Annotated in this window: 22 protein-coding genes; 11 read left to right on the top strand and 11 right to left on the bottom strand. The window is 70.4% G+C overall.

The window, feature by feature from the left end:
- Positions 1–7: 7 nt before the first annotated feature.
- On the bottom strand, positions 8–901 hold the full coding sequence (locus tag OWM54_RS26920; protein WP_046716342.1) for an undecaprenyl-diphosphate phosphatase: 894 nt from the start codon (positions 899–901) through the stop codon (positions 8–10).
- A gap of 126 nt (positions 902–1,027) precedes the next feature.
- Between OWM54_RS26920 and OWM54_RS26915 the strand changes: the two genes are divergently transcribed.
- Positions 1,028–1,498 (top strand): YchJ family protein, encoded by a 471-nt coding sequence (locus OWM54_RS26915; protein WP_267699342.1) that lies wholly within the window; start codon positions 1,028–1,030, stop codon positions 1,496–1,498.
- A gap of 12 nt (positions 1,499–1,510) precedes the next feature.
- The gene (locus tag OWM54_RS26910) at positions 1,511–3,217 is read left to right on the top strand and encodes a TIGR02996 domain-containing protein (protein ID WP_267699341.1); all 1,707 of its coding nucleotides are present in this window, start codon (positions 1,511–1,513) and stop codon (positions 3,215–3,217) included.
- Between the two features lie 76 nt (positions 3,218–3,293).
- Here OWM54_RS26910 and OWM54_RS26905 read toward each other — a convergent pair whose 3' ends face one another.
- Together OWM54_RS26905 and OWM54_RS26900 are read right to left on the bottom strand one after the other, a co-directional pair.
- Positions 3,294–3,950 (bottom strand): hypothetical protein, encoded by a 657-nt coding sequence (locus OWM54_RS26905; RefSeq protein ID WP_267699340.1) that lies wholly within the window; start codon positions 3,948–3,950, stop codon positions 3,294–3,296.
- 45 nt (positions 3,951–3,995) lie between these two features.
- Entirely contained in the window at positions 3,996–6,656 is a 2,661-nt protein-coding gene (locus tag OWM54_RS26900; RefSeq protein ID WP_267699339.1) for a CHAT domain-containing protein, read from the bottom strand.
- 320 nt (positions 6,657–6,976) lie between these two features.
- Between OWM54_RS26900 and OWM54_RS26895 the strand changes: the two genes are divergently transcribed.
- Positions 6,977–7,801, top strand: a complete 825-nt coding sequence (locus tag OWM54_RS26895; RefSeq protein WP_267699338.1) for a penicillin-binding transpeptidase domain-containing protein — start codon at positions 6,977–6,979, stop codon at positions 7,799–7,801.
- Between the two features lie 92 nt (positions 7,802–7,893).
- On the opposite strand, the gene metK is transcribed toward OWM54_RS26895, so the two are convergent.
- Positions 7,894–9,072, bottom strand: a complete 1,179-nt coding sequence (gene metK, locus OWM54_RS26890; protein ID WP_223746987.1) for a methionine adenosyltransferase — start codon at positions 9,070–9,072, stop codon at positions 7,894–7,896.
- A 231-nt stretch (positions 9,073–9,303) separates the two neighbouring features.
- Here metK and OWM54_RS26885 point away from each other — a divergent pair, with 231 nt between their 5' ends.
- From OWM54_RS26885 to OWM54_RS26865, 5 genes are all read left to right on the top strand, one after another.
- Entirely contained in the window at positions 9,304–9,879 is a 576-nt protein-coding gene (locus OWM54_RS26885; protein WP_141327244.1) for an ABC transporter substrate-binding protein, read from the top strand.
- A gap of 108 nt (positions 9,880–9,987) precedes the next feature.
- Positions 9,988–12,123 carry a site-specific recombinase gene (locus OWM54_RS26880; RefSeq protein WP_267699337.1) on the top strand — a complete coding sequence of 712 codons (2,136 nt, stop codon included), beginning with the start codon at positions 9,988–9,990 and terminating at the stop codon, positions 12,121–12,123.
- Positions 12,124–12,234: 111 nt separating this feature from the next.
- Positions 12,235–14,913 (top strand): efflux RND transporter permease subunit, encoded by a 2,679-nt coding sequence (locus OWM54_RS26875; RefSeq protein WP_267699336.1) that lies wholly within the window; start codon positions 12,235–12,237, stop codon positions 14,911–14,913.
- 86 nt (positions 14,914–14,999) lie between these two features.
- Complete coding sequence (locus OWM54_RS26870; RefSeq protein ID WP_223782658.1) at positions 15,000–15,599, top strand: MXAN_6521/LA_1396 family lipoprotein; 600 nt, start codon at positions 15,000–15,002, stop codon at positions 15,597–15,599.
- A gap of 33 nt (positions 15,600–15,632) precedes the next feature.
- Positions 15,633–16,118 (top strand): MgtC/SapB family protein, encoded by a 486-nt coding sequence (locus tag OWM54_RS26865; RefSeq protein WP_255665582.1) that lies wholly within the window; start codon positions 15,633–15,635, stop codon positions 16,116–16,118.
- A gap of 12 nt (positions 16,119–16,130) precedes the next feature.
- On the opposite strand, the gene OWM54_RS26860 is transcribed toward OWM54_RS26865, so the two are convergent.
- From OWM54_RS26860 to OWM54_RS26830, 7 genes are all read right to left on the bottom strand, one after another.
- Positions 16,131–16,490 (bottom strand): hypothetical protein, encoded by a 360-nt coding sequence (locus OWM54_RS26860; RefSeq protein ID WP_267699335.1) that lies wholly within the window; start codon positions 16,488–16,490, stop codon positions 16,131–16,133.
- A gap of 86 nt (positions 16,491–16,576) precedes the next feature.
- Positions 16,577–18,397 carry a phosphoenolpyruvate--protein phosphotransferase gene (gene ptsP, locus OWM54_RS26855; protein WP_223782661.1) on the bottom strand — a complete coding sequence of 607 codons (1,821 nt, stop codon included), beginning with the start codon at positions 18,395–18,397 and terminating at the stop codon, positions 16,577–16,579.
- A gap of 46 nt (positions 18,398–18,443) precedes the next feature.
- Entirely contained in the window at positions 18,444–18,722 is a 279-nt protein-coding gene (locus tag OWM54_RS26850; RefSeq protein ID WP_141327235.1) for an HPr family phosphocarrier protein, read from the bottom strand.
- A gap of 21 nt (positions 18,723–18,743) precedes the next feature.
- Positions 18,744–19,511, bottom strand: coding sequence for a PTS system mannose/fructose/sorbose family transporter subunit IID (locus OWM54_RS26845; protein ID WP_141327233.1), 768 nt, complete (start codon positions 19,509–19,511; stop codon positions 18,744–18,746).
- On the bottom strand, positions 19,508–20,227 hold the full coding sequence (locus tag OWM54_RS26840; RefSeq protein WP_223746981.1) for a PTS sugar transporter subunit IIC: 720 nt from the start codon (positions 20,225–20,227) through the stop codon (positions 19,508–19,510). Before OWM54_RS26840 ends, OWM54_RS26845 begins: the two co-directional genes overlap by 4 nt.
- Before the next feature lie 4 nt (positions 20,228–20,231).
- Complete coding sequence (locus OWM54_RS26835) at positions 20,232–20,717, bottom strand: PTS sugar transporter subunit IIB (protein ID WP_046716356.1); 486 nt, start codon at positions 20,715–20,717, stop codon at positions 20,232–20,234.
- Between the two features lie 33 nt (positions 20,718–20,750).
- On the bottom strand, positions 20,751–21,173 hold the full coding sequence (locus OWM54_RS26830; protein ID WP_223746980.1) for a PTS sugar transporter subunit IIA: 423 nt from the start codon (positions 21,171–21,173) through the stop codon (positions 20,751–20,753).
- Between the two features lie 429 nt (positions 21,174–21,602).
- Here OWM54_RS26830 and OWM54_RS26825 point away from each other — a divergent pair, with 429 nt between their 5' ends.
- From OWM54_RS26825 to OWM54_RS26815, 3 genes are all read left to right on the top strand, one after another.
- Positions 21,603–22,094 carry a peroxiredoxin gene (locus tag OWM54_RS26825; protein WP_223746979.1) on the top strand — a complete coding sequence of 164 codons (492 nt, stop codon included), beginning with the start codon at positions 21,603–21,605 and terminating at the stop codon, positions 22,092–22,094.
- A gap of 489 nt (positions 22,095–22,583) precedes the next feature.
- A complete protein-coding gene (locus OWM54_RS26820) occupies positions 22,584–23,690 on the top strand; it encodes a M35 family metallo-endopeptidase (RefSeq protein ID WP_223746978.1) in 1,107 nt (368 codons plus the stop codon).
- A gap of 120 nt (positions 23,691–23,810) precedes the next feature.
- Positions 23,811–24,380 carry a protease gene (locus OWM54_RS26815; protein ID WP_223746977.1) on the top strand — a complete coding sequence of 190 codons (570 nt, stop codon included), beginning with the start codon at positions 23,811–23,813 and terminating at the stop codon, positions 24,378–24,380.
- Positions 24,381–24,392: the final 12 nt, after the last annotated feature.

The following is a 24,392-nucleotide window of genomic DNA, read 5'->3' as shown; positions in this document are numbered from 1 at the left end:
CCGCGACTCAGTCGGTGATCTGCTTCTCGAGCTGCTGCTTGCCCGGCTCGGGCGGCACGTCCACGTTCTCCACGCCCGACAGCGGCTTGAGCACGTTCATCTGGAGCAGCACCAGCAGCAGCACGCCCAGCGCCACGCGGTACACCACGAACACCAACGTGGTGCGCGAGCGCAGGTAGTTCAACAACCACGCGATGGCCGCCATGCCCGAGGCGAACGCCACCAGCGTGCCCACCCAGAGCGACACGGCGCTGGGCCGCTCGGTGGCCTCCAACAGGTGCTTGAGCTCGAAGATGCCCGCCAGCGTGGTGGCGGGGATGGACAAGAGGAACGAGTAGCGCGCGGCGTCCTCGCGCTTGAGGCCGAGCGACAGGCCGCCCGTCAGCGTGGTGCCCGAGCGCGACGAGCCCGGGATGAGCGCCAGCGCCTGCCACAGGCCGATGAGGATGCCGTCCTTCCACGTCATGTCCGCCAGCGTCCGCTTGTGGGAGGCGCGCTTCTCCACCACGAAGAGGATGATGGCCAGGATGATGAGGCTGCCGGAGATGACGTAGAGCGAGCGGAACTGCGTCTCGATGGCCTTCTTGAAAGCGAGGCCGCACAGGCCGATGGGCAGCGTGCCCACCAGGACGAACCACGCCAGGCGCGACTCCACGGTGCCGAAGGGCTCGCGCTTCGCCAGGCCCTTGAAGAAGGCGGTGACGAGGGAGACGATGTCCTTGCGGAAGTAGATGAGCACGGCGGCCACCGTGCCCAGTTGGATGACGGCCGAGTACGCGGCCCCCGGGTCCTTCCAGCCGAACAGCTCCGGCGCGATGCGCAGGTGGGCGGTGGAGCTGATGGGCAGGAACTCCGTGAGACCCTGGACCAGTCCCAGGACGATGGCTTCTATCAGGCTCATAGGCGCGGTCCCGGGATGTATGCCCGGACACCGCCGCCAGCAAGGGCGTTCCTGTGCGTGTGTGGCTCGCAGAGCATGCGGTGCTCCCGCCCCCACACCGGTCCAGGTAGGCTCCCCTCCCGAGACATGCCCCCTGCCCCACCCTGCCCCTGCTCCTCCGGCCTGCGCTACCGCGAGTGCTGCGCCCCCTTCCACAAGGGCGAGGCGGAAGCCCCCGACGCCGAGCGGCTGATGCGCAGCCGCTACAGCGCCTTCGCCCAGCGTGAGGCCGCCTACCTGTGGAAGACACTCCACCCCCAGCACCCGGACCGCGCCCGGCCCGAGGCCGACGTGGTGCGGGAGCTGCGCGTCTTCGCCCAGGGGCACCAGTTCCCCAAGCTGGTGGTGATGGACCGACAGGCGCCGGACGCCCAGGGCAACGCCCAGGTGCTCTTCTTCGCCAAGGTGTTCGAGAAGGGCAAGGAGCGCTCCTTCGTCGAGGCCTCGGACTTCCGCCATGACGGTGTCGGCTGGCGCTACCTGTCCGGGCACACGCTCATGCTCCGCGAGCTGACCGTGCCGCCCGAGTCCCTCACCCTCGCGACGTTCCCCCGGTAGGGGAGGTCTTCGATGCCCTCCGCGCCGAAGAAGAAGTCGCCCACGCTGGAGGAGGCCACGAAGCAGGGGGACTGGGCGGGTGTCCTGGAGCACCTGCTCACCCGCTGGCGCGCCGCGCCCCACACGGTGCTGGCCGAGCGCATCGTCGGCCTGGGCAACAAGCTCGCGAGGGACCTGCCCGCACCCAAGGACTGGGACGCGCTCGCCGGGAGGCGGGATTCCGCGACGCTCACGACGCTGCTCGCGGCGCTGCTCGACAAGGGCTCGGTGAAGGCGAGGCCCCGACTGGAGACGCTCGCGGATTGGCCCGAGGACCCGCGCATCGACCGCTGGGTCGCGAGCCAGTTCGCGGAGCCTCCCTTCACCAGCACTGGCGCGCGTCCCTTCTGGACGAGGCTTGCGCCCCTGGCGCGCCGCATCCGGGATGCTCGTGCCGCGAGCACGGTGCTGAAGGCGCGCAAGGGCTACGACGTGGAGGACGACGCCGAGGCCTTCTTCGCGAGCCACGTCGACCGGATTCGCGCCCAGCTCGACGCCGCGGCCCGCGAAGGTGAGCTCTCCGCCGCGGACCACCAGGCCATCATCCACGTCGACGCGGAGATGCGGGAGGCCGAGCCCGTCGCGCCTCGGAAGGCCTGGGCCGTGGGCGAACACTCCAATGCAGCCCACGGGGCCGTCCTCCCTGTCGACGCGGAGCCGCGGGGGGCGGAGCCCGTCGCGCCAAGGAAGGTCGGGGACGCGGAGGCGATGCTCGCGCGGGTGTTGGAGGAGCCAGGAGACAACGAGGCGCGCGCGGTGCTGGCGGATGTGCTGCTGGAGCAAGGCCATCCGCGCGGCGAGCTCATCGCCCTGCAGCTCGAGGCCACGCGTCGGTCGCTCACCACCGCCGAGCGCAAACGCGAGCGGGAGCTTCTCAAGAACGCGCGCCAGGAGCTGCTCGGTCCGCTCGACGAGGTGCTCAAGCCCGACTGCGTCTTCACGCGGGGCTTCCTGTCCCACGCCGCGCTGAAGCAGGGCAACTCGAGCGCCCTGCGGAGCGCCATCCAGAAGACGGCGGGTCATCCGCTCTGGGCCACCGTGGAGCACCTGGAAGGTCGCGGGGACTACGACGTCACCACGGACCCGGTGATGAAGTCGCTGCGCTCGCTCGTGAACAGCGACGTGAGGACCCAGGACCTGGCGAAGCGGCCCGGGCTCGAGTCCCTCGCGATGCGTGGCGCGCTGGACCAATGGGTGGAGCTGGCCCAGGACCCCAGCGCGTTCCCCTCGCTGCGCCACCTGGACATCTTCGCCTTCCACTGGTGGGCCGCTCGATTCCTGGAGTCACCACTCGTGTCCAGGCTGGAGCGCCTCCAGCTCCGCGTCTACGTCAGTGGCCCCTCCGCCGCGGATGCGCTGGCCCTCATCCCGCTCGTCCCGAGGCTGAAGGTCCCGGACCTCACGCTCCGGCTGGTACGCAACGACTCCAAGGACTGGAGCTGCGGCTTCCGCTTCGTGCGTGGACCCGATGGGAGGCACGAGGTCCACCTCTTCACCACCGCGATGAACGAGCCCCACGAGGAGCTCGTGCGCGATGACCTCCTGGCGGGGCTCGAGCGAATCGACCGGCTCGAACCCTTCAAGCGCTCGAAGCTCATCCTGGACCATCGGCTCCGCACGGCGGCGAGGCACGAGGTCTTGCGACGGGTCGGCGAGCTCGATGGCGTGCTCGCGGAGTGAGGGACGGGACACGGCTCGTCCCTCCGCCGCGAGGAGCCCGGTGCACGGTCCGGGCTCCTCGCCTCGACTCACCTGACTACCGAGGCACCGTCGAGCCCGTGGGCGACGTGGTGTCCGGCTTCTCCGGCGCGGGGTCCGAGGCCGCGTCGATGGCACTGGCCGTCTGCCAGGCCAGGCTCGCGAACGAGTTGGGGACCGTGGGCGCGGCGCCGCCCTCGTCCGTCGGGTCCGGCGGCGGCTTGTCGCCAATCTCGTCCTGCTGATTGATGCAGGGGTCGTACGTCGGCCCCTCCGTCGGATCCTTGTCCTCCTGGGGGTTGCCCTGCTGCGGGTCGGAGCTCGTGTCCACCGCCGAGCTGCCCACCGAGCCGCCCTTGCGCAGCTTCACCGGCGCGCTGAACACCGTCATCGGCAGGCCGAGCCGCTGGACGCGCGCGAAGAACGCATCGCTGGTCCCCCGGCTGCCCGCCACCGCGTACGCGAAGCGCCCCTGCTCGGGAGCGACGCCCAGCGCGAGGTACTGGCCCGTCCTGCGGCACAGTCCGACGACCACCTGCGTGGCGCCCTCGGGCAGCTCCGCGTTGGGAGGCAGGGCCTGGATGGTCGGCACCTTCGGCAGCAACGCCACCTCCGGGCACGAGGGGCTTGGCGTCGGCCGCGAGCCCAGCGTGCGGCATCCCGTCAAGGCACCCACGAACAGCACACACATCATCAGCTTCTTCGAGGTCTTCATCTCGTCGTTCCCCCTCCAGTCCATCCAGGCGGGCCCATCCCGCCGTCAATCGAAGACCAGGACGGAGCGCACCCAGCTGCGTGGGTCTCGCTTCATCCAGGCCATCCGCACGTCCCTCAGCGCGTTGGCCGCGCGCTCGCCGTGCTGAATCCGCTCCCTCACGGCATTGAAGAAAGGTCCTGCTTCCGCGTCCGGCACATCCACCGTCGCCGCGAGCACCGTGCTCGCGCCCGCGTCCAGGAAGGCCACCGGCAGGCTGAAGCGCTCGTACGTCCACGCGGCGCCATGCGCGGCCCGACATGCGCCGAGGATGACCAGCGGCTGGCCGCGCAGCTTCGCCCCGCGCACCTCGCCGGCGGTGAGCGCGTAGCGGCCGCTCGGCTCCGGCGACAGGACCAGCAACGAGGCCTCGGACACGTCCGGATTCATCAGCCCATGGGCGTGGACCTCGATCTGCGTCGCGTCCGTCATCGCCTCCAGCACGCGGGACGGCGTGGCCTGGCGTCCGAGCAGCATCGTGGCCTCGTCTCCGGGCAGCCCCGCCCAGCCTCCGAGCATCGGCAGGCCCAGCGCCTCGGGCGCCTGCACGTCGGCGACGACGAGGCGGCGAGGCGTCCGCGTACCGGACGCGACGGGCGACGCGCGCACCGAGTGGTACGCCCAGGCGAGGTCCTCCGGCAGCAGCCCCGCGCGACCATGGAGCGGCGGGCGCGCCACCACCTCCACCGCCGGACAGGCGCGCAGCAGGTCCGTCATCGCATCGGGGATGAGCCCCTGGAGCTCGTCGTGCAGCGGGGCCCTGCGGCTCGCGTCGTGGTGACCGACGAGCTGACCTTCCGGGCCTCGCACCAGCACGAAGGTGCGCTCGACGTCCGTGGTGACGGCCAGGACACAGCGCCCGGGGAGCTGTCCGCCCACCTCTTCACCGAAGAGGCGCCACGCCTGCTCGTACTCGCCCGCCTTGGCGGAGGAGAAGAGCAGCGACGTGTAGCTGTACGCGCGGGCCTTGCGGGCATCCACGCTGGTGACGGGCAGCTTCGCGGCCTCGGCGATGGACTGGCGCAGCAGGGCCTCGCCGCGCGGCCGGTCGCGCTCCACGACATAGCGGCCCTCGATGTGCGTCAGCAGCGCGGACTCGCCCGGCGTGAGGTTCCCCTTCTGGCGTCGCTCCGCCAGGCCCTGCACGAGGCGCGCGTCCAGCGCGGAGTCCGGCTGGAGCCGGGCCAGGTCCGCCAGCGTCTTCGCGCCCGACAACAGCAGGGGCGTCTTGCACGCGAGCGCCTCGCGCATGCGGGCCTGCGCGCTCTCCACGGAGAACGCTTCCAGCAAGGCGAGTGCATCGTTGGCGCGGACGAAGTGACGGATGGTGCAGTCGTCGGGACGCTGGGCCAGCGCTTCATCCAGGTAGCCGCGGGCCAGCGCCGCATCGCCCTGGTAGCGCGCGAGCTGTCCGAGCTGGAGCAGGAGCTGCGCCTCTCCCCAGCGCGGGTCCGCGCGGTACAGCGCGCGCGCGGCCAGCAGGTGACGCTGGGCCTCGGCCAACCGGTGGAGCTGACGATAGAGGTCGCCCAGGTCGGACTCGATGGGGATGCAGCGATAGCCCAGCGGGTGTTGCTGGCACCGCGCCGCCGCGCTCAGCAGGAGCTGCTCGGCCTGGAGCAGCTCGCCTCGGGAGATGGCCTGCAGTGCGCGCTCGTGCTCCAGGAGCAGCGTGAACCACGGGTCCTGGAGCTTCGCGACGAGCCGGGAGACCTCGTCCAGGTGGTCGGCCACCTTGCTCTCACGAACGAGCGCGCCCAGGAACAGGTCCTGCTCTCCGGCGCGACGCACGTCCTCGAGGAACGCGGCGAAGCCACCCTCGACCTGATGGGTGCGGTACAGCTCCAGATAGCGACGGGCCAGAGGCGCGCGGAGCTGGAAGTCCCGCGTCAGGGTCCACTGGAGGGCCGCGCGCAGGGCGGTGCCGCCCGAGTGCGCGTCCAGCGTCGCGGCCATCGGCTCCAGGGCGCGCACGCGCTCCACGGTGGGGGCCGCGCGCAGGGCCTCGTAGAAGTACATGCGGAAGATGCCGGGCTGTGCGCGGAGCACGTCATCGGGCACACGCGCGCCCTCCACGACGAGGGACTGGCCCCACGTCGACGTCTTTCGCCAGTCCTCGGTGCCTCGCAGCCGACCGCGCGCGGCCTGGGCGCGAGAGGTCGCCTCCTGGGCCCAGCCGGACTCGCCCAGCGCGGCCACCGCGTCGAATGACTGCGCGGCCAGCGCCCAGAGTTCCAGGTCCCGCAGCACCAGCGCGCGGTTCCACAGGGCCTGTGCATGCGTGGGCCGCGAGGCGAGCACCCCCTCCAGCAGCGCGAGCGCGGAGGCCGAGTCACCGCGGTCCAGCGCCATGATGGCCTGGTCGCTCGCGACGTCCGGCGAGGTGCCTGCCTTCGCGAGATAGGGCGCGGCCATCTCCGCGTTGCGGCGCACCAGATAGGCCGCCGCGAGACCGTGCATGTCACCCTCGGACTCCAGTCGCGCCAGCTCGCTCAGGGGCGCCGGAGCCGCGCGGCCCGCGTCCGCCGCCGAGCGCAACGGTCCATAGGGCCGATACACGTCCGCGCCCGGATAGCTGACCCGGGCCTCGAGCATGCGCACGGGGGCGCTGGTGAGGAACAGCTCGGGCGACACGGGAGCAACGCGGCGCGAGCGCAAGCCCGCCATGAGTGCCGCGCCTCCCACCACCACCACCAACGCCACGAGAACGGCCGACTTCGGCCTCGGAATCCAGGACCCGGACCCTGCATCCACCGGCGAACTCCCCGCGTATGTGCCCTGGCAGCCCATGCCCGCTCAACGACGGGTCGCCAGAATCTTCCCGTCACACGCTACGCCGCTTCGAACCACGGCGGTGCGGACGAATCACCGCACCCGTGTGGCCCTCCAACCACGCGCACGACTCCGTCCCAGGCGGGTCCTCCTGGCCCACACCTTGCTCCAAGCGCACGCCCGACACAGCAGCGCCCCCATCGCCCAGGAGTCCCATGTCCCGCCGCCGCTCCCTCCGCGCAGTGCTCGTCTTCCTCCTCGTCACCACCAGCGCGCTCGCGGCACCGCCCAAGACGCCCAAGCACCCCGGCTGCTTCCTCGTGATGGACCTGGACTCCGGCGAAGTCACACGCAACGGCGCGAAGCTGTGCGCGACGCCGCTCGTCCCGGCCTCCACCTTCAAGGTGCCCCACGCGCTCATCGCCCTGGAGACCGGCGTGGTGTCGAGCACGGACGAGGTGCGCAAGTGGGACGGCACCCAGCACGCCATCGCCATGTGGAACCAGGACCAGACGCTCGACACCGCGATGCGCCGCTCGGCGCTGTGGGTCTTCCAGGGCACCGCGAAGCAGATTGGCCGCGAGCGCCTGGAGCAATGGCTCATGCGCCTGGACTACGGCAACCGCAAGGCCTCCGGCGACATCACCCGCTTCTGGCTCGGCGGCCCGCTGCGCATCTCCCCCGACGCGCAGCTCGACTTCCTCGCGCGCATGTACCGGGGCCAGCTCCTCGTCAGCCCCCGCGTCCTCGAGGCCGTCCAGGCCACGCTGGTCCACGGCCCCGACACCGTCGCCAGCGTGCGTGACGGCCTCAACCTGGGAGGCCCCTGGAAGGACCACGCCACCCTCAGCGCGAAGACGGGCTGGCACCAGGACGCCAAGGACGGGGACGTGATGTGGCTGGTGGGGCACGTGTCCTCCCCCAAGGGACGCCACGTCTTCGTCAGCGCCGTGAAGCAGCCGCCCGGCAGCAAGTCCCCGTCGAAGAACCTCGCGCTCCCCGCCGCCATCGAGGCGCTCCAGGCACAAGGGCTGCTCTGACACGACGCCTGGAAAAGACGACGGGCCGCCCCCACATCCGGGAAGCGGCCCGCGTCGAGACCCGACCGTGACGGCCGGGTGTGTCAGCGACCTCAGACCGCCTTCAGGCGGCGGGAGCTGGTGCTGTTGGCGGCGTCGCGCAGGGCGTCCTTGCGGTCGGTGCGCTCCCAGGTGAACTCCTTCTCGGAGCGGCCGAAGTGACCGTACGCGGCGGTCTTCTGGTAGATGGGCCGCAGCAGGTCCAGGCCCTCGGTGATTTCGCGCGGACGCAGGCCGAACGTCTGGCGGATGGCCTTGGCGATGCGCTCCTCCGGGACGGTGGCGGTGCCGAACGTCTCCACCATCACGCTGACCGGCTCGGCCACGCCGATGGCGTAGGACACCTGCACCTCGCAACGACGCGCCAGGCCCGCGGCCACGACGTTCTTCGCGATGTAGCGGCCCATGTACGCCGCCGAGCGGTCCACCTTGGACGGGTCCTTGCCGCTGAACGCGCCGCCGCCGTGACGGCCCATGCCGCCGTAGGTGTCGACGATGATCTTCCGGCCCGTCAGGCCCGAGTCGCCCATGGGGCCACCCACCACGAACCGACCCGTGGGGTTGATGAAGAACTTCGTCTTGTTGTCGATGAGCTTCTTGGGGAGCGCCTTCGCGATGACGTCCTCGCGGATGGCCTCCTGGATGCGCTTGTTGGAGATCTCCTCCGAGTGCTGCGTGGACACCACCACCGCGTCGATGCGCACCGGGCGGCCCTCGCGGTACTCCACCGTCACCTGGCTCTTGCCGTCCGGGCGCAGCCAGTCGTGCTGCTTGCGGCGCACGTCGGCGAGCTTGCGCGTGAGCGCGTGCGCGTAGTGCAGCGGGGCGGGCATCAGCTCCGGCGTCTCGTCGCACGCGAAGCCGAACATCATGCCCTGGTCACCAGCGCCCTGGTCCTTCTTGTTGTCCACGCCGCGCGCGATGTCCTGGCTCTGGCCCTCGATGGCCACCATCACGCCGCAGGTGTTGCCGTCGTAGCCCATCGAGCTGTCGGTGTAGCCGATCTTGCAGATGGTGCTGCGCACGATGCGCGGGATGTCCACGTAGGTGTTCGTCGTCACCTCACCCGCGACGATGGCCAGGCCCGTCTTGACCAGCGTCTCCACCGCGACGCGGGCCTGGGGGTCCTTGGCGATGATGGCATCCAGGACACCGTCGGAGATCTGGTCGGCGATCTTGTCCGGGTGGCCCTCGGTGACGGATTCAGACGTGAAGAGGAAGTCGGTAGGCATGTCGGCTCTGTAGAGAGAAGGAGGCGCAGACGACGCGCGAAGGGCAGGACACTAAAGTGTGGTCCTGGGGGAGTCAAACAGCCATCAATGCCCGCACATTCGCGGGCGCCCCCTGGGCAAACGGGCATGGCCAGAAGCCCTCGGCCCGCATGGGGATGAATTTCGCGAGGCGCCCGACGTTCTCCTGGGCTAACAGAACGCCGAGCAATCCCGTTGGAGGACTCGCCCGACATGAACGCCCGCTTCCGTACCCTCTCCCTCCTGGTCGCCTTCGCCTTCGCACTGCCCGCGGCCGCCGCGGCGCCGAAGAAGGACGACCCGGTCGTCAAGCCCGTGAAGACGGTGGTGTCGTCCGTGCGCTACGAGCGGGACGCCGCCGCGCTCAAGCTCTTCGGCGGTGAGGAGCAGGGCAAGTACCTGCTCGGCGACGAGTGGTCCAAGGGGACCGACGAGCAGCGCAAGGAGTTCGTCAGCCTCTTCCACGGCCTGTTCGCGAAGATTGCCTTCCCGCGCGTGCGCGAGAACTTCAAGTCGCTGGAGGACATCGTCTACTCGCCCGCCGAGGTGAACGGCGGCGAGGCCACGGTGGACTCGGTCGTCTTCATCAAGCACCCGCTGAAGACGCAGGAGATGAAGCTGAAGTACCGCCTGGTGAAGGACGCGGCCGCGTGGAAGGTGGTCGACGTGACGGTGCTCGGCTCCTCCATGCTCCAGGACATCCGCGACACCCAGGTGCAGCCGCTGCTCAAGCAGGGCGGGTGGGACCTGCTGCTGGGCCGCATGCGCCAGGAGCTGGCGAAGAAGTAGCCGCCGCGCCCACTCCCGGCGACCAGGCCACCAGGCTCCTGGTCGCCGGAGGGGTTCCGAGGGGATGCCGGGCTGGCGTAGTCTGTCCCTCCCCCTCTGGCCTGGTTGATGACCGCCTCCCACTCCGTTGCACCTCCGAGCCGCTCCCAGCACGGCCCCTCCGAGCGGGAGGTGGACGCGTTCTGCATGCAGTACGCGCCCCGCGCGCCGGGCCACCCCGCCGTGCGCGACCTGTACCGGCTCTTGCGCGACGTCCCCGAGGAGGGCCTGGAGGCACGGCTCACCTGGGTGGAGCGGTGGATGGCGTGGCTGCGCGAGCGCCTCCCCGCGCACGCCCTGGTGGACGACACCGAGCCGCAGCAGCCCCCCGCGGACGCGAGGCTCGCGCTCATGGTGCGCGTGCTGGAGGGCGAGCCCGCCATGCGCGCGAGCCTCACCCTCCTGGTGTCCGGCGTGTGCGACGGCAGCCGGGGCCTGAAGCTCTTCGCCCAGGTGGGGCTGCCCGCGGGCCAGGGCTTCTTCGCGGAGGCGTCCGACCGGCTGGCCCGGGCGGTGCTGCCCGCGCCGCCCGAGCCCGGCAAGCTGTCGGAGCTGCTCCTGCGGCTGTTCCCCGTGCCCGAGGACGCGGTGTGGCTCGCCCACCTGTCGCCCGCCCTGCTCGCGAAGCTGTCCGCGCTGGTGGGCGAGCCGCGCCCCCCCATGCCCCAGCCGGGCGCCCGCGTGCGCGCGGACCTGATGGACGCGCTGTTGCTCCTGGCCCTGCAGACGGCGGCGCTGGGGACCACCGAGGACGTGAGGGACCGCACGCCGGAGACCTCGCTGCGCGCCTCGCCCTTCCTGCGGCTGCGGCTGGTGTGCGACGCGGTGCTGGCGCGCGACGCGGCCCAGGACACCCTGCGGGACCTGAGCACGTGCGTGGACGACTGCCGACGGGTGGTGGGCAGCGTGTCGCGGCACCTGGAGGAGGCGGGCGTCAGCGTGGACCTGGTGTACCGGCTGGAGCGCATCCGCCGGAGCCTGGAGCGCATGGAGGCCATCGCGCGGGTGCTGGGCGCGCCCCGGGGCGAGCCGCGCTGGCGTGAGGCGCTGGGCCTGCTGTCGGACCTGCTGCGGCGGGCGCACGCGGACCGCTCCGTGGTGGAGCTGGCGCGGCGCAACGTGCGGATGCTGGCGCGCAAGATCATCGAGCGCGCGGGCCACTCGGGAGAGCACTACATCACCACCACGCGCCCGGAGTTCCACGCCATGGTGCACTCGGCGGCGGGCGGCGGACTGGTGACGGCCGTCGCGGTGGCCAGCAAGTTCCTGCTCGCCACGCTGCCGCTGGCCCCGCTCTTCGCGTTCCTGGGCGTGGGCCTCAACTACGCGGTCGCGTTCCTGCTCATCCAGGCGCTGGGCTTCACGCTGGCCACCAAGCAGCCCTCCGTCACGGCGGCCACGCTGGCGGGCGCCATCGGCGAGGGCGCGCGGGGGGACCGGCTCTCCAGCCTGGTGGACATCATCCCGCGCATCACCCGCTCCCAGCTGGCCGCCTTCGCGGGAAACCTGGGCTGCGTGCTGCCCGCGGCCGTGGTGCTGGCCCTGCTGTGGCAGGTGGCCACGGGGCAGCCGTTCTTGAGCCCCGCCAAGGCCCAGGCCACGGTGGCCTCCATGCACCCGTGGAAGAGCGGCGCGCTGTTGTACGCGGCCCTCACCGGCGTGCTGCTGTGGCTGTCCAGCGTGGCGGGCGGGTGGCTGGAGAACTTCGTGGTGTACCGGCGGCTGCCGGAGGCGCTCGCGCACCACCGACTGACGCGCAGGCTGCTCGGGGAGCGGGGCGCGCACCGGCTCGCGGAGGGGCTGGCGCACGCGGCGTCGGGTCTGGGCGCCAACGTGACGCTGGGCTTCCTCCTGGCGCTGATGACGATATTGGGGCGCTTCGTGGGGCTGCCCCTGGACATCCGCCACGTCACCTTCGCGCTCGGCGGCCTGGCCATGGCGGGCGCGGCGCTGGGCCCGCACGGGGTGCTCCAGCCGGACTTCCTGTGGGCGCTCGTGGGCGTGGGGCTCATCGGCGTCATGAACTTCACGGTGTCGTTCAGCCTGGCGCTGGGGGTGGCCGTTCGCGCGCGCGACGTGCCCACCGCGGAGGCCCTGCCGTTCCTGCGGGCGGTCGGGGCCCGCTTCCTCTCGGCCCCCCGCTCCTTCTTCCTGCCCCCCGAGGAGCCCCCGGCGGCCCCCGCCCTGGAGCACGGCGGCTCCTGACGGGGCGTTTATTCCCAGGGTCCGAGCGGCCCTTCCTCGCGGCCCGGGAGCCGGCCGGGCAGGCCATGCCGCGCTTCCGGGGCCGGGCGTTTGCCGCTAGGGTCGCCGCGAATGAGCGGCGCTCCTCGAAACCCGAACTCCCATTCTCGCTTCGCCTACAGCTTCGCGAGGCTCCTGGTCCGCCGGCCCGGCACCGTCCTGGCCGTGCTGCTGACGCTGCTGGCCGTGTCCACCTGGGCCACGCTGCAGTTGCGCATCAACTCGAACCAGCTCGACCTCATCTCCCAGGACCTCCAGGAGGTGAAGGACGTCAAACAGGTCATCGACATGGTGGGCGGCAGCGGCTTCCTGATGCTGGCCCTGCGCTCGACGGACGAGGCCGCCATGAAGCGCACGGCGGACGACATCGCCGGCATGCTCCAGGCGGACAAGGAGCACGTGCGCACCGTCAGCTACAAGCTGCCGGTCGAGTTCATCCAGCAGAACATGGTCCTCTTCGTGAAGACGGAGGACCTGGTGGAGGGCAAGCGCCGCATCATGGCCTTCCTCGAGGACAAGCTGCGCCGCAGCAACCCCTTCTACATCGACATGGGCGCCACCAAGCCCGTGGAGCTGAACCTCCAGGACCTGGTCGACAAGTACTCGTCCGTCGGCAAGAAGAGCATCCGCGACGACTACAACATCTCCGCCGACAAGAAGATGGTGCTCATCCTCATCAAGCCGATGTGGGACACCACGGAGATTGGCAAGACGAAGGACTACCTCGACAAGCTCAACAAGGACCTGGCCGCGTACTCCACGCAGGCCGGCAAGGTGAAGCTCGTCGAGGACTACAAGCTGATGGGCGACGCGAACACCATCGCCTACGGCTACACCGGCTCGTACAAGACGACGGTGGATGACTCGTTCGCGATCGAGGAGTCGCTCGAGCCCGTCACCATCATCGCGCTGGTCACCATCTTCCTCATCACCATCGTCTTCTTCCGGAAGCTGGCGCCCACGTTCATCGTGGTGAGCGGCACGGTGATTGGCACCATCTACACGCTGGGCTTCACCTACGCGACGATTGGTGAGCTCAACATGATCACGTCCATCCTGGGCGGCATCCTGATGGGCTTCGGCATCGACTACGGCATCCACTTCACCTTCCGCACGCGGCTGGAGCTGGGCGCGGGCAAGCCGTACGACGAGGCCATCGTGGACGCCTTCGTCAACGCGGGCCGGCCGGCGGCGGTGGCCGCGGTGGTGACGGGTGGCTCGTTCTTCGTGCTGATGGTGAGTGAGTTCCGCGGCTTCTCCCAGTTCGGCTTCCTGGCCGGCTGCGGCACGCTCATCCTGGGCCTGACGCTGTTCGTGTGGAGCGCGTCGCTGCTGGCGCTGTTCGGCCGCATCAACCCGGCGTGGCCCAAGAAGCTCATCGGCGAGATGAAGCCGCCGCCGACCAACTCCTCCAGCGGCCAGGAGCTGCGCATCCCCCGCCCCGGGCTGGTGCTGGGCGTGAGCACCGCGCTCGTCGCGCTCATCTGCGCGGCGGCCGTGCCCTGGGCCGGCACGGGCGAGCCCCCCGAGGGCAACCTGGGCTTCTTCGAGCGCGTGAAGCACGGCGTGGGCTTCAACTACAACACCCGCGCGCTCATCCCGGACGGCATGTCGTCGGTGTTGCTGCAGGACGAGATCAACGCCCGCTTCAACATCTCCAGCGACCCCATGGCCATCTACACCAAGGACCTGGACGAGGCGGAGGGCATCTACCGCGAGCTGACCGACCACCCGGAGAAGTACCCGTCCATCGACCAGGTGGTGAGCGTCTTCACCTTCGTGCCGCCGGAAGCCACGGCCAAGGCCAACGAGAAGGTGCTGCAGGAGTGGAAGCAGGACATGGCGAACCTGGAGGCCCGCGGGTTCTCCATCGCCGCGCTGCCGCCGGAGATGCAGGAGAACGCCGCCTTCTTCATGAAGGTGCTCGACGCCAAGCCCTTCGACGTGCACGGCGTGCCGGCCAACTACAAGAGCCAGTTCCAGAACCTGCCCAGCGCGCAGCCGGAGAACCGCGGCTGGCTGACGTTCATCTACTCGAGCGTGGACCTGTTCGACGGCCAGAAGATGATGCAGTTCGCCGACGAGACGCGCGCCATCCCCGCCACCTACTACCCGGGCCGCTTCGACAAGGATGACTTCGACCCGAAGACGCAGACGGCGCAGAAGGAGTTCCGCGCCGCGGGCGCCACGCAGCTGTACGCGAAGCTGGCGCGCATCGTCCTCTGGGACGGCAAGGTCACGGTGGTGCTCACCGCGCTGTGGATTCTCGCGATGCACTTCCTGGACTTCCGCAACGCGAAGCTGGCGCTGGCGTCCGTGATTCCGCTGGGGGTGGGCGTGGCGATGATGCTGGGCATCATGTCGCTCGTCGGCCTGCGGCTGAACTTCATGAACATCATCATCCTGCCCATCCTCCTGGGCTTCGGGGTGAGCCACGGCCTGTACCTGCTGCACCGCTTCCTGGAGGGCACCTCCCCGCTCGTGGCGCTCAGGAGCGTGGGCGCGGCGGTGGCGTCCTCCACGCTGACGGCCGTGGCGGGCTTCGCGGCGCTCTTGGCCGCGGCGCACAACGGCCTGCGCTCCATGGGCATGGTGGCCTGCATCGGCCTCATCACCACGCTGGTGGTGTCCTTCACCGTGCTGGCCGCGGTGATGCAGCTCATGCATGACCGCCGCAAGCGCGAGTCCTCGCCGGGCGACGGCACGGGCAGCGCCTCCGGCGGCGAGGATGGCTCGACGCGGGCGGCCTGAGCGGCGGGCAGCGACGTCACACAACCGCGCGGTAACGAGGCCCCCTTCTCCTTCGTGAGGAAAGGGGGCCGGGAGAGGGAGACATCATGAGGCTGATGCGATGGGCGCCCGTGCTCGGGCTGGGGTTGCTCGCGGGCTGTTCGGCGGTGAAGAGCCACCGCGTGCGGCCGGACTACGCGCAGGTGGACCGCAAGCAGACCAAGCGGCTGGTGGTGGTGGCGCAGCCCCTGCCGGACGAGAAGCCCGCGGTGGGGGAGCTGTGGAGCCTCATCGCCCGCCAGTGGGTGAACCAGAACCGCGACTTCATCGTGAAGGACAACGTCGCGCTGCCCGGCCGCCCCACGGACACCACCTTCAAGGAGCTGTGCACCGAGGGCGTGGAGGGCGTGCTCTGGCTGGACCCCACCATCCAGTTGAAGGGCGACGGCGCGGAGGCCGAGGTGAAGGCGCAGCTGCTCCGCTGCAGTGATGGCGAGGAGGTCTGGGCGGCCCAGGCCGCGGGGAGCTGGGGCTCACGCGACGAGGACTACGCGGCGCGGGTGCAGAAGTTCAGCCAGGAGCTGGGCGAGGAGGTGGCGCCGTACGTCGTGCCCACCACCAAGCTGCTCGCCGCCACGCTCGACACGCTGCCCAATCCCGAACTGACGGAAGCGGACAAGGACGAGAAAATCGAGCTGGGTGAGTAGGCTCCTCCCATCGTGGAGGAGAAGCTCATCGTCATGAGGCTCGGGGTCGCGGCGCTCTTGGGCGCCGTGCTCGGCCTGGAGCGCGAGCTGCGCGGCCAGTCGGCGGGGCTCCGGACCCACATCATCGTGTCGCTGGGGGCGTGCCTCTTCACGCTCTCCAGCGTCTTCGTGGAGGGGGCCCTGGCAGGGGGCGCGCCGGAGGGCTCGCGCGCGGACGTCAGCCGCATCGCCAGCCAGGTGGTGGTGGGCATCGGCTTCCTGGGCGCGGGCGCCATCATCCGCGACCAGGGCCAGGTGAAGGGGCTGACGACGGCGGCCAACCTGTGGCTCACCGCGTCCGTGGGGCTGGCGGTGGGCATGGGCTTCCACTGGGCGGCCATCACCACGGTGGTCATCGCCCTGGTGGCGCTGGCGGGTCTGCGCCCCCTGGAGAAGGCCATCCGCCGGCACCGCGCCCGCCGGGGTCTGAAGGTGGAGGGCCGCGTCCCCGAGCACCCGGAGGACGAGAGCCCGGAGTGAGCGGGCCGCGCCCTACCGGTCCCAGTCCGCGGGGGCCGCGCCGAGCGCGCCCGTGGCGTCGTGCTGGAGCGGCAGCCGCCGGGCCACCTCGCCGCGCGCCGCCAGCACGTCCGGCCTGACGCCGGGCAGGCTGGCCAGGTCCTCGCGCAGGTACACGTCGTCGCGGTCGATGTCCGTCACGTCGGAGAAGGACACGCGGTAGTCGCGCGGGAAGTAGCTGCCCTTCTCGATGAGGAACCCCGCCGCGTCCACGGCGGTGATGAGGCCCAGGTTCTCCCCGTCCCTGTCCCTGGCCGTCATGCCCTTCTGGATGTCCGCTGGATTGAACACACCCGCCTCCCGAAGTCCGGTGCCGACCTGGAAGTTGGGCATGCCCGCCCTCCTACGGCACGGGGCCCCTGCCCGGCGGGCGGGCAGCCGGGCCCTCGCCTCGCGCTCCAGGGAGTGCGAGGCGGGCTTCAGCCCGTGGTGCGTCCGGACGGCGTGTCGCCGGGGGACTCGTGGGCGGCCGCGGGCTCCGGCGTGTCGACGAAGCGCCGGTCCATCTCCGTGCGCATGAAGCGCTCGATCTCCTCGGCGGTGGTCAGCTCCATCGCCTCGCGCAGGAGTTCCGTCGCGTCCTTGCGGCCCACCCGGCGCAGGAAGCGTTTGACGGCCGGAATCTGCCCGGACGTCATGGACAGCTCGTCGAACCCGAGCGCCAGCAGCACCAGCGTGTAGAGCGGGTCTCCCGCCATCTCCCCGCACATGGACACGGGGATGTTGGCCGCCTTGGCCGCGTGGACGATGGTCTCCAGCATGCGCAGCACCGACAGGTGCAGCGGACGGTAGAGGTAGGCCACCTCGCGGTTCTGGCGGTCGATGGCCAGCGAGTACTGGATGAGGTCGTTGGTCCCCACCGAGAAGAAGTCCGCCTCCTGCGCCAGCCGGTCGGCGATCATCGCCGCGCTGGGCGTCTCCACCATGATGCCCACCGGGAAGCGCTTGCCCACGGGCACGCCCGCGCGGCCCAGCTCGGTGCGGCACGCCTCCAGCTCGCTGCGGGCCTCGCGCAGCTCGCTCACCCCGCAGATGAGGGGGAACATCAGCCGCAGGTTGCCGTGCACGCTGGCGCGCAGGAGCGCGCGCAGCTGGACGCGGAACAGCTCCCGGTTGGACAGGCAGTAGCGGATGGCCCTCAGGCCCATCGCCGGGTTGGGCTCCTTCTCGTGCTTCGTCTTGCCCGGCACCTTGTCGCCGCCCAAATCGAGCGTGCGGATGGTGACGGGCTTGCCGCCCATGGCCTCCAGCACCTGCCGGTAGGCGCGGTAGTGCTCCTCCTCCGTGGGCGCCGTCTTGCGGTCCAGGAACATGAACTCGGTGCGGTACAGGCCGATGCCCTCCGCGCCGTGCGCCAGGAGGGACGGAATCTCCTCCAGGAACTCCATGTTGCCGTTGAGCCGGATGCGGAAGCCGTCGGTGCTCACCGCCTCCAGGTCCTTGGTGGCCAGCGCCAGCTGCTCGGCCTCCTGGTGGCGGCGCTGCTCCTCGCGGAAGCTCTGGAGCTGCTCCTCCGTGGGGTTCACCAGGATGATGCCCCGGGTGCCGTCCATGGCCACCAGGTCCCCGGGGGAGATCTGCTCGCTGGCGCGGCCGGCGCCCACCACCGCGGGCGTCTCCCGCGCGCGGGCGACGATGGCGGTGTGGCTCGTCTGGCCGCCCAGGTCCGTCACGAAGCCCGCCACGCGGCCGCTGCGCGCCATCAGCGACGCGTCCGCGGGCGGCAAATCATGCGCGACGACGATGGCCTCTGCGGGGACCTCCACCTCCTCGTCCACCACCTGGCCCATCAGGTTGCGGATGATGCGGTCCGCCACGTAGTCCACGTCCGAGCGGCGCTCGCGGAAGTACTCGTCCGGGATGTTGTCGAACAGGTGCTTTATCTTGCGGGCCACCCGCCGGACGGCCCACTCGGCGTTGATGCGGTCCTCGACGATGAGCTGGTTGACGGCGTCCACCAGCATCGGGTCGTGGAGCATCAGCCGGTGCGCCTCGAGGATGAGCGCGTGGTCGCTGCCCTCGGTGCGCGTAATCTGTTCCTTGAGCTCGGCGAGCTGGCGGTCCGACAGGTCCACCGCCGTCTTCATCCGCATCCGCTCGGGCTCGACCTCCGCCTCCGCCAGCCGCAGCTTGGGCGTGCGGATGCGCTTCCTGTCCAGGATGAAGGCGTGGCCGACCGCCACGCCGGGTGAGGCGCCGATGCCCATCAACCTCAGTGTGGGAGTGGCCTGGCTGCTCACGTGTCTTTGTTCCCTCCCCGTCCTACCGCATTTGCATTGTCATCCGTCACTTGGACTCGCCAAAACGGTCGGCGATGAGCTTTGCCAGCTCCTGGAGACACGCGTCGGCGTCATCTCCCTTACAGGTCAGCTTCACCTGCACCCCCTGGGCGGCCGCCAGCATCAGCACCCCCATGATGGACTTGGCGTTGGCCCGCTGTCCCTGCGCCTCGATGAGCACGTCGCTCTTGAAGCGGTTGGCCACCTTGACCATCTGCGCCGCGGCCCGGGCGTGCAGCCCCAGCTCGTTGATGATCTCGTATGTTCCCTCGGCCACCGTTGCCATTCGCGACTCCTACCTCTCGTCTTAAAGGAAGGCACCCGCCGCGCAGGCCAGCGTCGCCGCGAGGTAGAGCACCACGTAGTTGGGCACCCGACGGCTGACCAGCACGTAGGATGCAACCCCCAGGGCCAGACACCCGGCCGCCAGGAAGGGCGCGTGCGCCCCGCCCGCGTTCGCCCCGAAGGACACCGCCAGCCACGCCGCCAGCCCGCCGGCGCACAGCGCCGCCACCGTCCGCAGCCGCGCCCCCCGGGCCGGCAGGTTGGCCTTCGCCACCGCCTCCACCAGCCGGTCCCCCAGGGTGAGCCCCAGCCAGTACAGCCTCACCCGGAGCAGCAGGTGCACCAGGTTGTAGAGCACCAGGAAGACGGGCACCGCCCACAGACCCAAGAGCGGCACCAGCGCCGCCCCCACCGCGCCCGCCGCGGGCTTGAGCGACAGCCAGAAGAACCCGTCCCCCAGCGCCGCCAGCGGCCCCATCAGCGCCGCCTTGAAGGCCACCACCTTGTCCGGGGTCTCCTCCCCCCGACAGATGCGCTCCTCGTGGAAGACGACGCCGCCGACAATCGCCGCGGCGACGTAGGGGTGCGTGTTGAAGAAGACCAGGTGCCGGCGCACCGCCTCCTCGCGCGCGGCGCCCGCCGCGTACAGCCACTCGAGCGCGGGGAACACCGCGTAGGCCAGCCCCAGGTTCTGCATGCCCTTGGGGTTCCACGACGCCTGCAGGAAGAGCGAGCGCATGAAGACGCGCAGCAGCACTCCCCAGGGAAGCGTGGTGTCCGGAGCGCTCACGCGTCATGCCCCTGGAGCACGTACAGCACCACCGCCACCGTCACCGCCGCCGCGCCCAGGGCCGCGTACAGGGGCGCCTTCCGGGCGTGGCTGCCCTGCGCCGCGATGGCCGCCGCCACCGAGGCCATGGCCGGCCACGCCCACGCCAGCCCTCGCACCAGCATGGGCGGCAGCGACTGCAGCGCCGGCTCCACGAAGAAGCCCGCCAGCGCGCACAGGGCCGTCAGCACGCCGTACACCACGAAGTGCGGCCACATGCCCCACAGGTTCTGCCGCATGGCGCGCGTGAGGTTGCCGGCCTCCGCGGAGGCGAGCGCCACGCGCGCCAGCCGGGCCGAGTAGCCCTCCAACAGCCGGTCCGCGCGCCGCCCCACCCGGCCCATGCCGATGAACAGCAGCACCGCGAGCGACCAGATGGCCGGCGTGGAGCCCGCGCCCGAGGCCAGGGTAATGGTGCACGCCGCCGCGCTGGTGGCGGTGGCCGCCAGCGTGTCGTTCTCCGGCAGGGACGCGCCCAGGTTGGCGGTGCCCAGGAAGAACAGCTCCAGGAGCAGCCCCACGCCCAGGCCCGAGGGCACGTCGTTGAGCAAGAGCCCCATCACGGTGGAGGCCACCAGCGGACGCGACAGCATGGCCTGCAGGAACGCCTTGCGCTCCACGGCCACCAGTCCGCCCCACAACCCCGCGAGCGCCACCTGGGTCCAGAGGACGCTCACGTGTTCACCCGGCCTTCACCCACCGCTCGGAGAGGTCCGGCAGCTCCACGGGCTTCTCCGCGGGGACGGCTCGGGCCTCCACGCGCACGCCCTGCTCGGCCAGCTGCTGCAGCGTGCGCAGCTCCGCCTCGGCCAGGAACACGGAGGGGGACACCTGCCGGCGCCCCGTGCCGAAGTGCACGTTGCCCAGGTTGAGCTCGCCCAGGGAGAGCCCGTGCGCGTACGCGAAGGGCACCGAGGCCACGTCGCGCAGGAGCACCAGCGTGCGCACCCCGTCCTTGGACAGGGCGGCGAAGTCCACCTGGGACAGGGGGAGGATCTGCACCTCGATGGCGCTCTGCACCGCGAGCGCCATGGCGGCGCGGATGAGCGGGCTGGAGGCAGCCTCGTCATCCGCGACGACGACGCGGGAGACCTTGAGGTGCGGCAGCCAGGCCTCGACGACCTGGCCGTGGATGAGGCGGTTGTCGACGCGGACCAGGGTGATCACAGCCGTCTCGAATCGCCGACCCGCGCCACTTGGTCAAGTTCGCGGCTGCTGCTGGGCCTCGCGAAGCAGGGCGGATGCACAGGTGATGTTGCGCTGACCATAGGACGCGAGCTGGTTGGCCATCTCCGGGAGGGTCATCTGCTCGGAGCGAAGCGAGTTGGCCTTGAGGAGCATGGGCAGGTTGACGCCCGCCAGGACCTCCAGGTTCATGCGCTGACACATCATCAGCGACTCCTTGCAGGGCGTACCTCCGAACAGGTCCGCGAGGATGATGACGCCATCACCCGTGTCCACGCGCGACACCGCCTGCTTCATCTTCGCGCGGAGGTCCTCGACGGGAGTCCCCGGCTCGATGTTGCAGGTTGCCACCGCGGGGAGCTTCCCCACGATCTGTTCCGCGGTGGAGACCAGCTCCTCCGCCAAACGCCCGTGCGATGCGACGACGAGGCCGACCATGTTCACTCCTGACCAACCCCCCGAGGCTGCGTCCTACGCCTGAACGGCATCTTGCGCAACCTCGGCGAAAGTTTCCGCCCTGTACCCGTAGCTAAGCTCTCACGTCTTGTCTCGAAAGGTAAGACGCCATTGCTTCCCGTGCCCGAAATTTCGGGTCCGGCCGCGCGCAGGGCTGTCGCCTGCCGGACGTGGGAGCAACACGCGCCGCCCCCACGCTGATTCAGATGCGGTGGAAGTATCGCGGATGCGTGCGGCGCGGTTGCGCGTGACACCGCGCCCACGCGCTCTCTCGGAAAGCGAGGGGACAGGCTGTGCACCCCGTGCGTGTTGGCGCTCGTCCGCAAGCTCGCCCCTCCCTCGGGGGCATGGTTGACTGACGCGTCGACGGCACGGGGCTGTAGCACCGGGTGCGTGCGGGAGGAGCCAAGCGTGGCGAAGAACAAGCTGCTGAAGCAGGGCGATGTGCTGCCGGACGTGACGCTGACGGGCGCGGGCAACCAGCCGGTGCGCCTCAAGGACCTGGTGGGGCAGAAGGTGCTCGTCGTCTACTTCTACCCGCGCGACGACTCACCGGGTTGTACCGTGCAGGCCTGCGGGTTGAGAGATCAGTACGAGGACTTCGTCGCGGCGGGCGCGGAGGTGGTGGGCATCAGCGGCGACTCGGTGGCGTCCCACCAGGGCTTCGCCGCCAAGCACCGCCTGCCCTTCGTGCTGCTGAGCGACGAGAAGGGTCAGGCGCGCGAGGCCTTCGGCGTGGGCGCGTCGTTCCTCGGCATGCTGCCCGGCCGCGTCACCTTCGTGGTGGACCGCCAGGGCATCGTCCAGGACAGCTTCGAATCCCAGCTTCGCGTGGGCGAGCATGTGCGCCGCGCGCTGGAGCTCGTCCGCTCGCTCGCCTCCAAGAGCGCCGCTTCTCCCTGAGCCACGACGCAACCCCTGCACGCGCGCGTGAGGGCCGATACCGCGGCCGCACGCGCGCGTCCCAGGCGCGAACACCTTGCGCGGGCCCTGATGGCGCGCGCCCCCCCGGGCCCGCTTCAACCGCGCGAAGTGCATGGGGTTTCCCGCCCGGACAGGTCATGGCCCACGCCTTGCTCATGGGTCCGGGTGCCACGCGATGGACGCGCGGCGCCACGCAAGGAACCCAGGCCATGAACACCCAGACTGAAAGCCTCTACGACGCCGTCCTCTTCGCGCTCGGCCCCGTGGTGCTCGGGTACGCCGTCGGCATGGTGGCGCTGCTCGTCGCCTACGCGCGCCCGTAGCCACCCGACATGTCGGGCCTGGACGGGGTGGAGTGAACGGAGCTATAAGCTGGATAGCGCGACAGGGCCGCATTCTCCGAATGAGGACCGCCGCGCGCTCCGCGAAGTCACTCCCCAAAGCAATCCCCGAAAGGAAGTCCCCGACATGAGCTTCAGCTCAGGTGGTCGCCTCAATGGGTGGATGGGTGCCGTTGTCAGCGTGTCGCTGTTGGCGGCGTGTGGTGCGCCGGACGAGCGTGCGGGAGAAACGCCCACCGCCGGCGAGAGCGCGCGTGACGCGGTCGCGGGCGATGTGGCGGTGAAGCTGTCGGTGCCGAGCCAGTCCTACGCGGCGCGCGAGGGCGTCAACGTGCAGGTGACGCTCACCAACGTGTCGCGGGACACGGTGCGGGTGCTCAAGTGGCACACGCCGACGGACGGCATCAAGGAGGACCTGTTCCAGGTGACGGTGGACGGGCAGAAGGCGGAGTACAACGGCCGTCACTACAAGTGGGCCACGCCGGCGACGACGGACTTCCTGCGCCTGGCGGCCGGAGAGAGCGTCTCCTACACGGTGGACCTGGCCACCATCTACGACTTCGCGAAGACGGGCAGCTACAGCATCCGCTACGACTCGGAGGGCCACCACTCGGACGAGGGCCACCAGGGCCTGTCCCAGCTGGCCTCCGACAGCCTGAGCGTGTTCGTGGAGGGCCGTCAGTTCCAGCCGCCCGTCGCCTGGGGCAACGACACCGTCTCCGCGCAGGCGCTGTCCACGTCGAGTTGCACGGGCTCGCGCCCGGCCTCCACGGTGTCGACGGCGTTCACCACCGCGCAGTCGATGACGAACGGCGCCGTCAACTACCTGAACGGCACCATCGGCCAGCGCTACACCACATGGTTCGGCACGAACACCGCGACGAACGTGGCCACCATCCGGTCGCACTTCGCGGCCATCAAGAACGCGTTCGACACGAAGAACGTCGTCGTCGACTGCGCTTGCACGGACAGCGCCTACGCGTACGTCTACAAGAACGGGCACTACCGCATCTACGTGTGCAACGCCTTCTGGAGCGCGCCCATGTCCGGCACCGACTCCAAGGGCGGCACGCTGGTCCACGAGATGAGCCACTTCACCGTGGTGGCGGACACGGATGACCACGCCTACGGCCAGAGCGCCTGCCGCAGCCTGGCCACGTCCAACTCCGCGCGCGCCCGCGACAACGCGGACAGCCACGAGTACTTCGCGGAGAACACGCCCGCGCTGCCGTGACAGCGCGCCGTTGACATGATGTGAAGGGGAAGCGGGGGCGCGGCCGGGCGTCCCCGCTTTCTTTTTTGTCGAGGGGCGCGCCTTTCGCGCTCCCGGAGCGAAGGGCGGAGGGTCCAACACATGAAGCACGCACACGCAGGTCGCATCGCGCTCTTGACCGCGGCCATCGCCGTGGCGGGCTGCGCGGCCCGCAAGGAAGAGGCGCCGCCGCCAGTCGACGCGCGGCCCGAGGAGACGGCAGCCATGGCGAAGAAGACGCTGGAGTGCTCGCTGAGCGCGCCCGCCCAGGTGAAGGCGGGCGAGCCGGTGGAGGTGCGCTTCAAGCTCACCAACACCTCCGAGCAGCCGGTGTACGTGCTCAAGTGGCACACGCCGCTGGAGGGCGTCCGCAACAACTTCTTCAAGGTGACGCTCGCGGGCTCCGCCACGGAGCAGCCCTACCTGGGCCCCATGGTCAAGCGCGGGCCGCCGGACGCGTCCTCCTACGCCACGCTCGCCCCGGGCGCGTCGGAGGAGCGCAGCGTCGACGTGGCGCAGGTGTACGGCGTCCAGACGCCGGGCACCTACCGCATCCACTTCGAGGGCCCGCTGATGGACGTCACCACGGACGCGGCGAAGGTGCCCGCCCTCAACGGCGAGTTCCACGACACCGCGGTGGACTGCCCCGACATCGAAGTGACGGTGACCTGACCCGGAGCCGGG

This window comes from Myxococcus sp. MISCRS1 (assembly GCF_026626605.1).
GTDB classification, from domain to species: domain Bacteria; phylum Myxococcota; class Myxococcia; order Myxococcales; family Myxococcaceae; genus Myxococcus; species Myxococcus fulvus.
The sequence above is the reverse complement of the archived record's forward strand: the minus strand, read 5'-3'. Positions and strand labels throughout refer to the sequence as shown.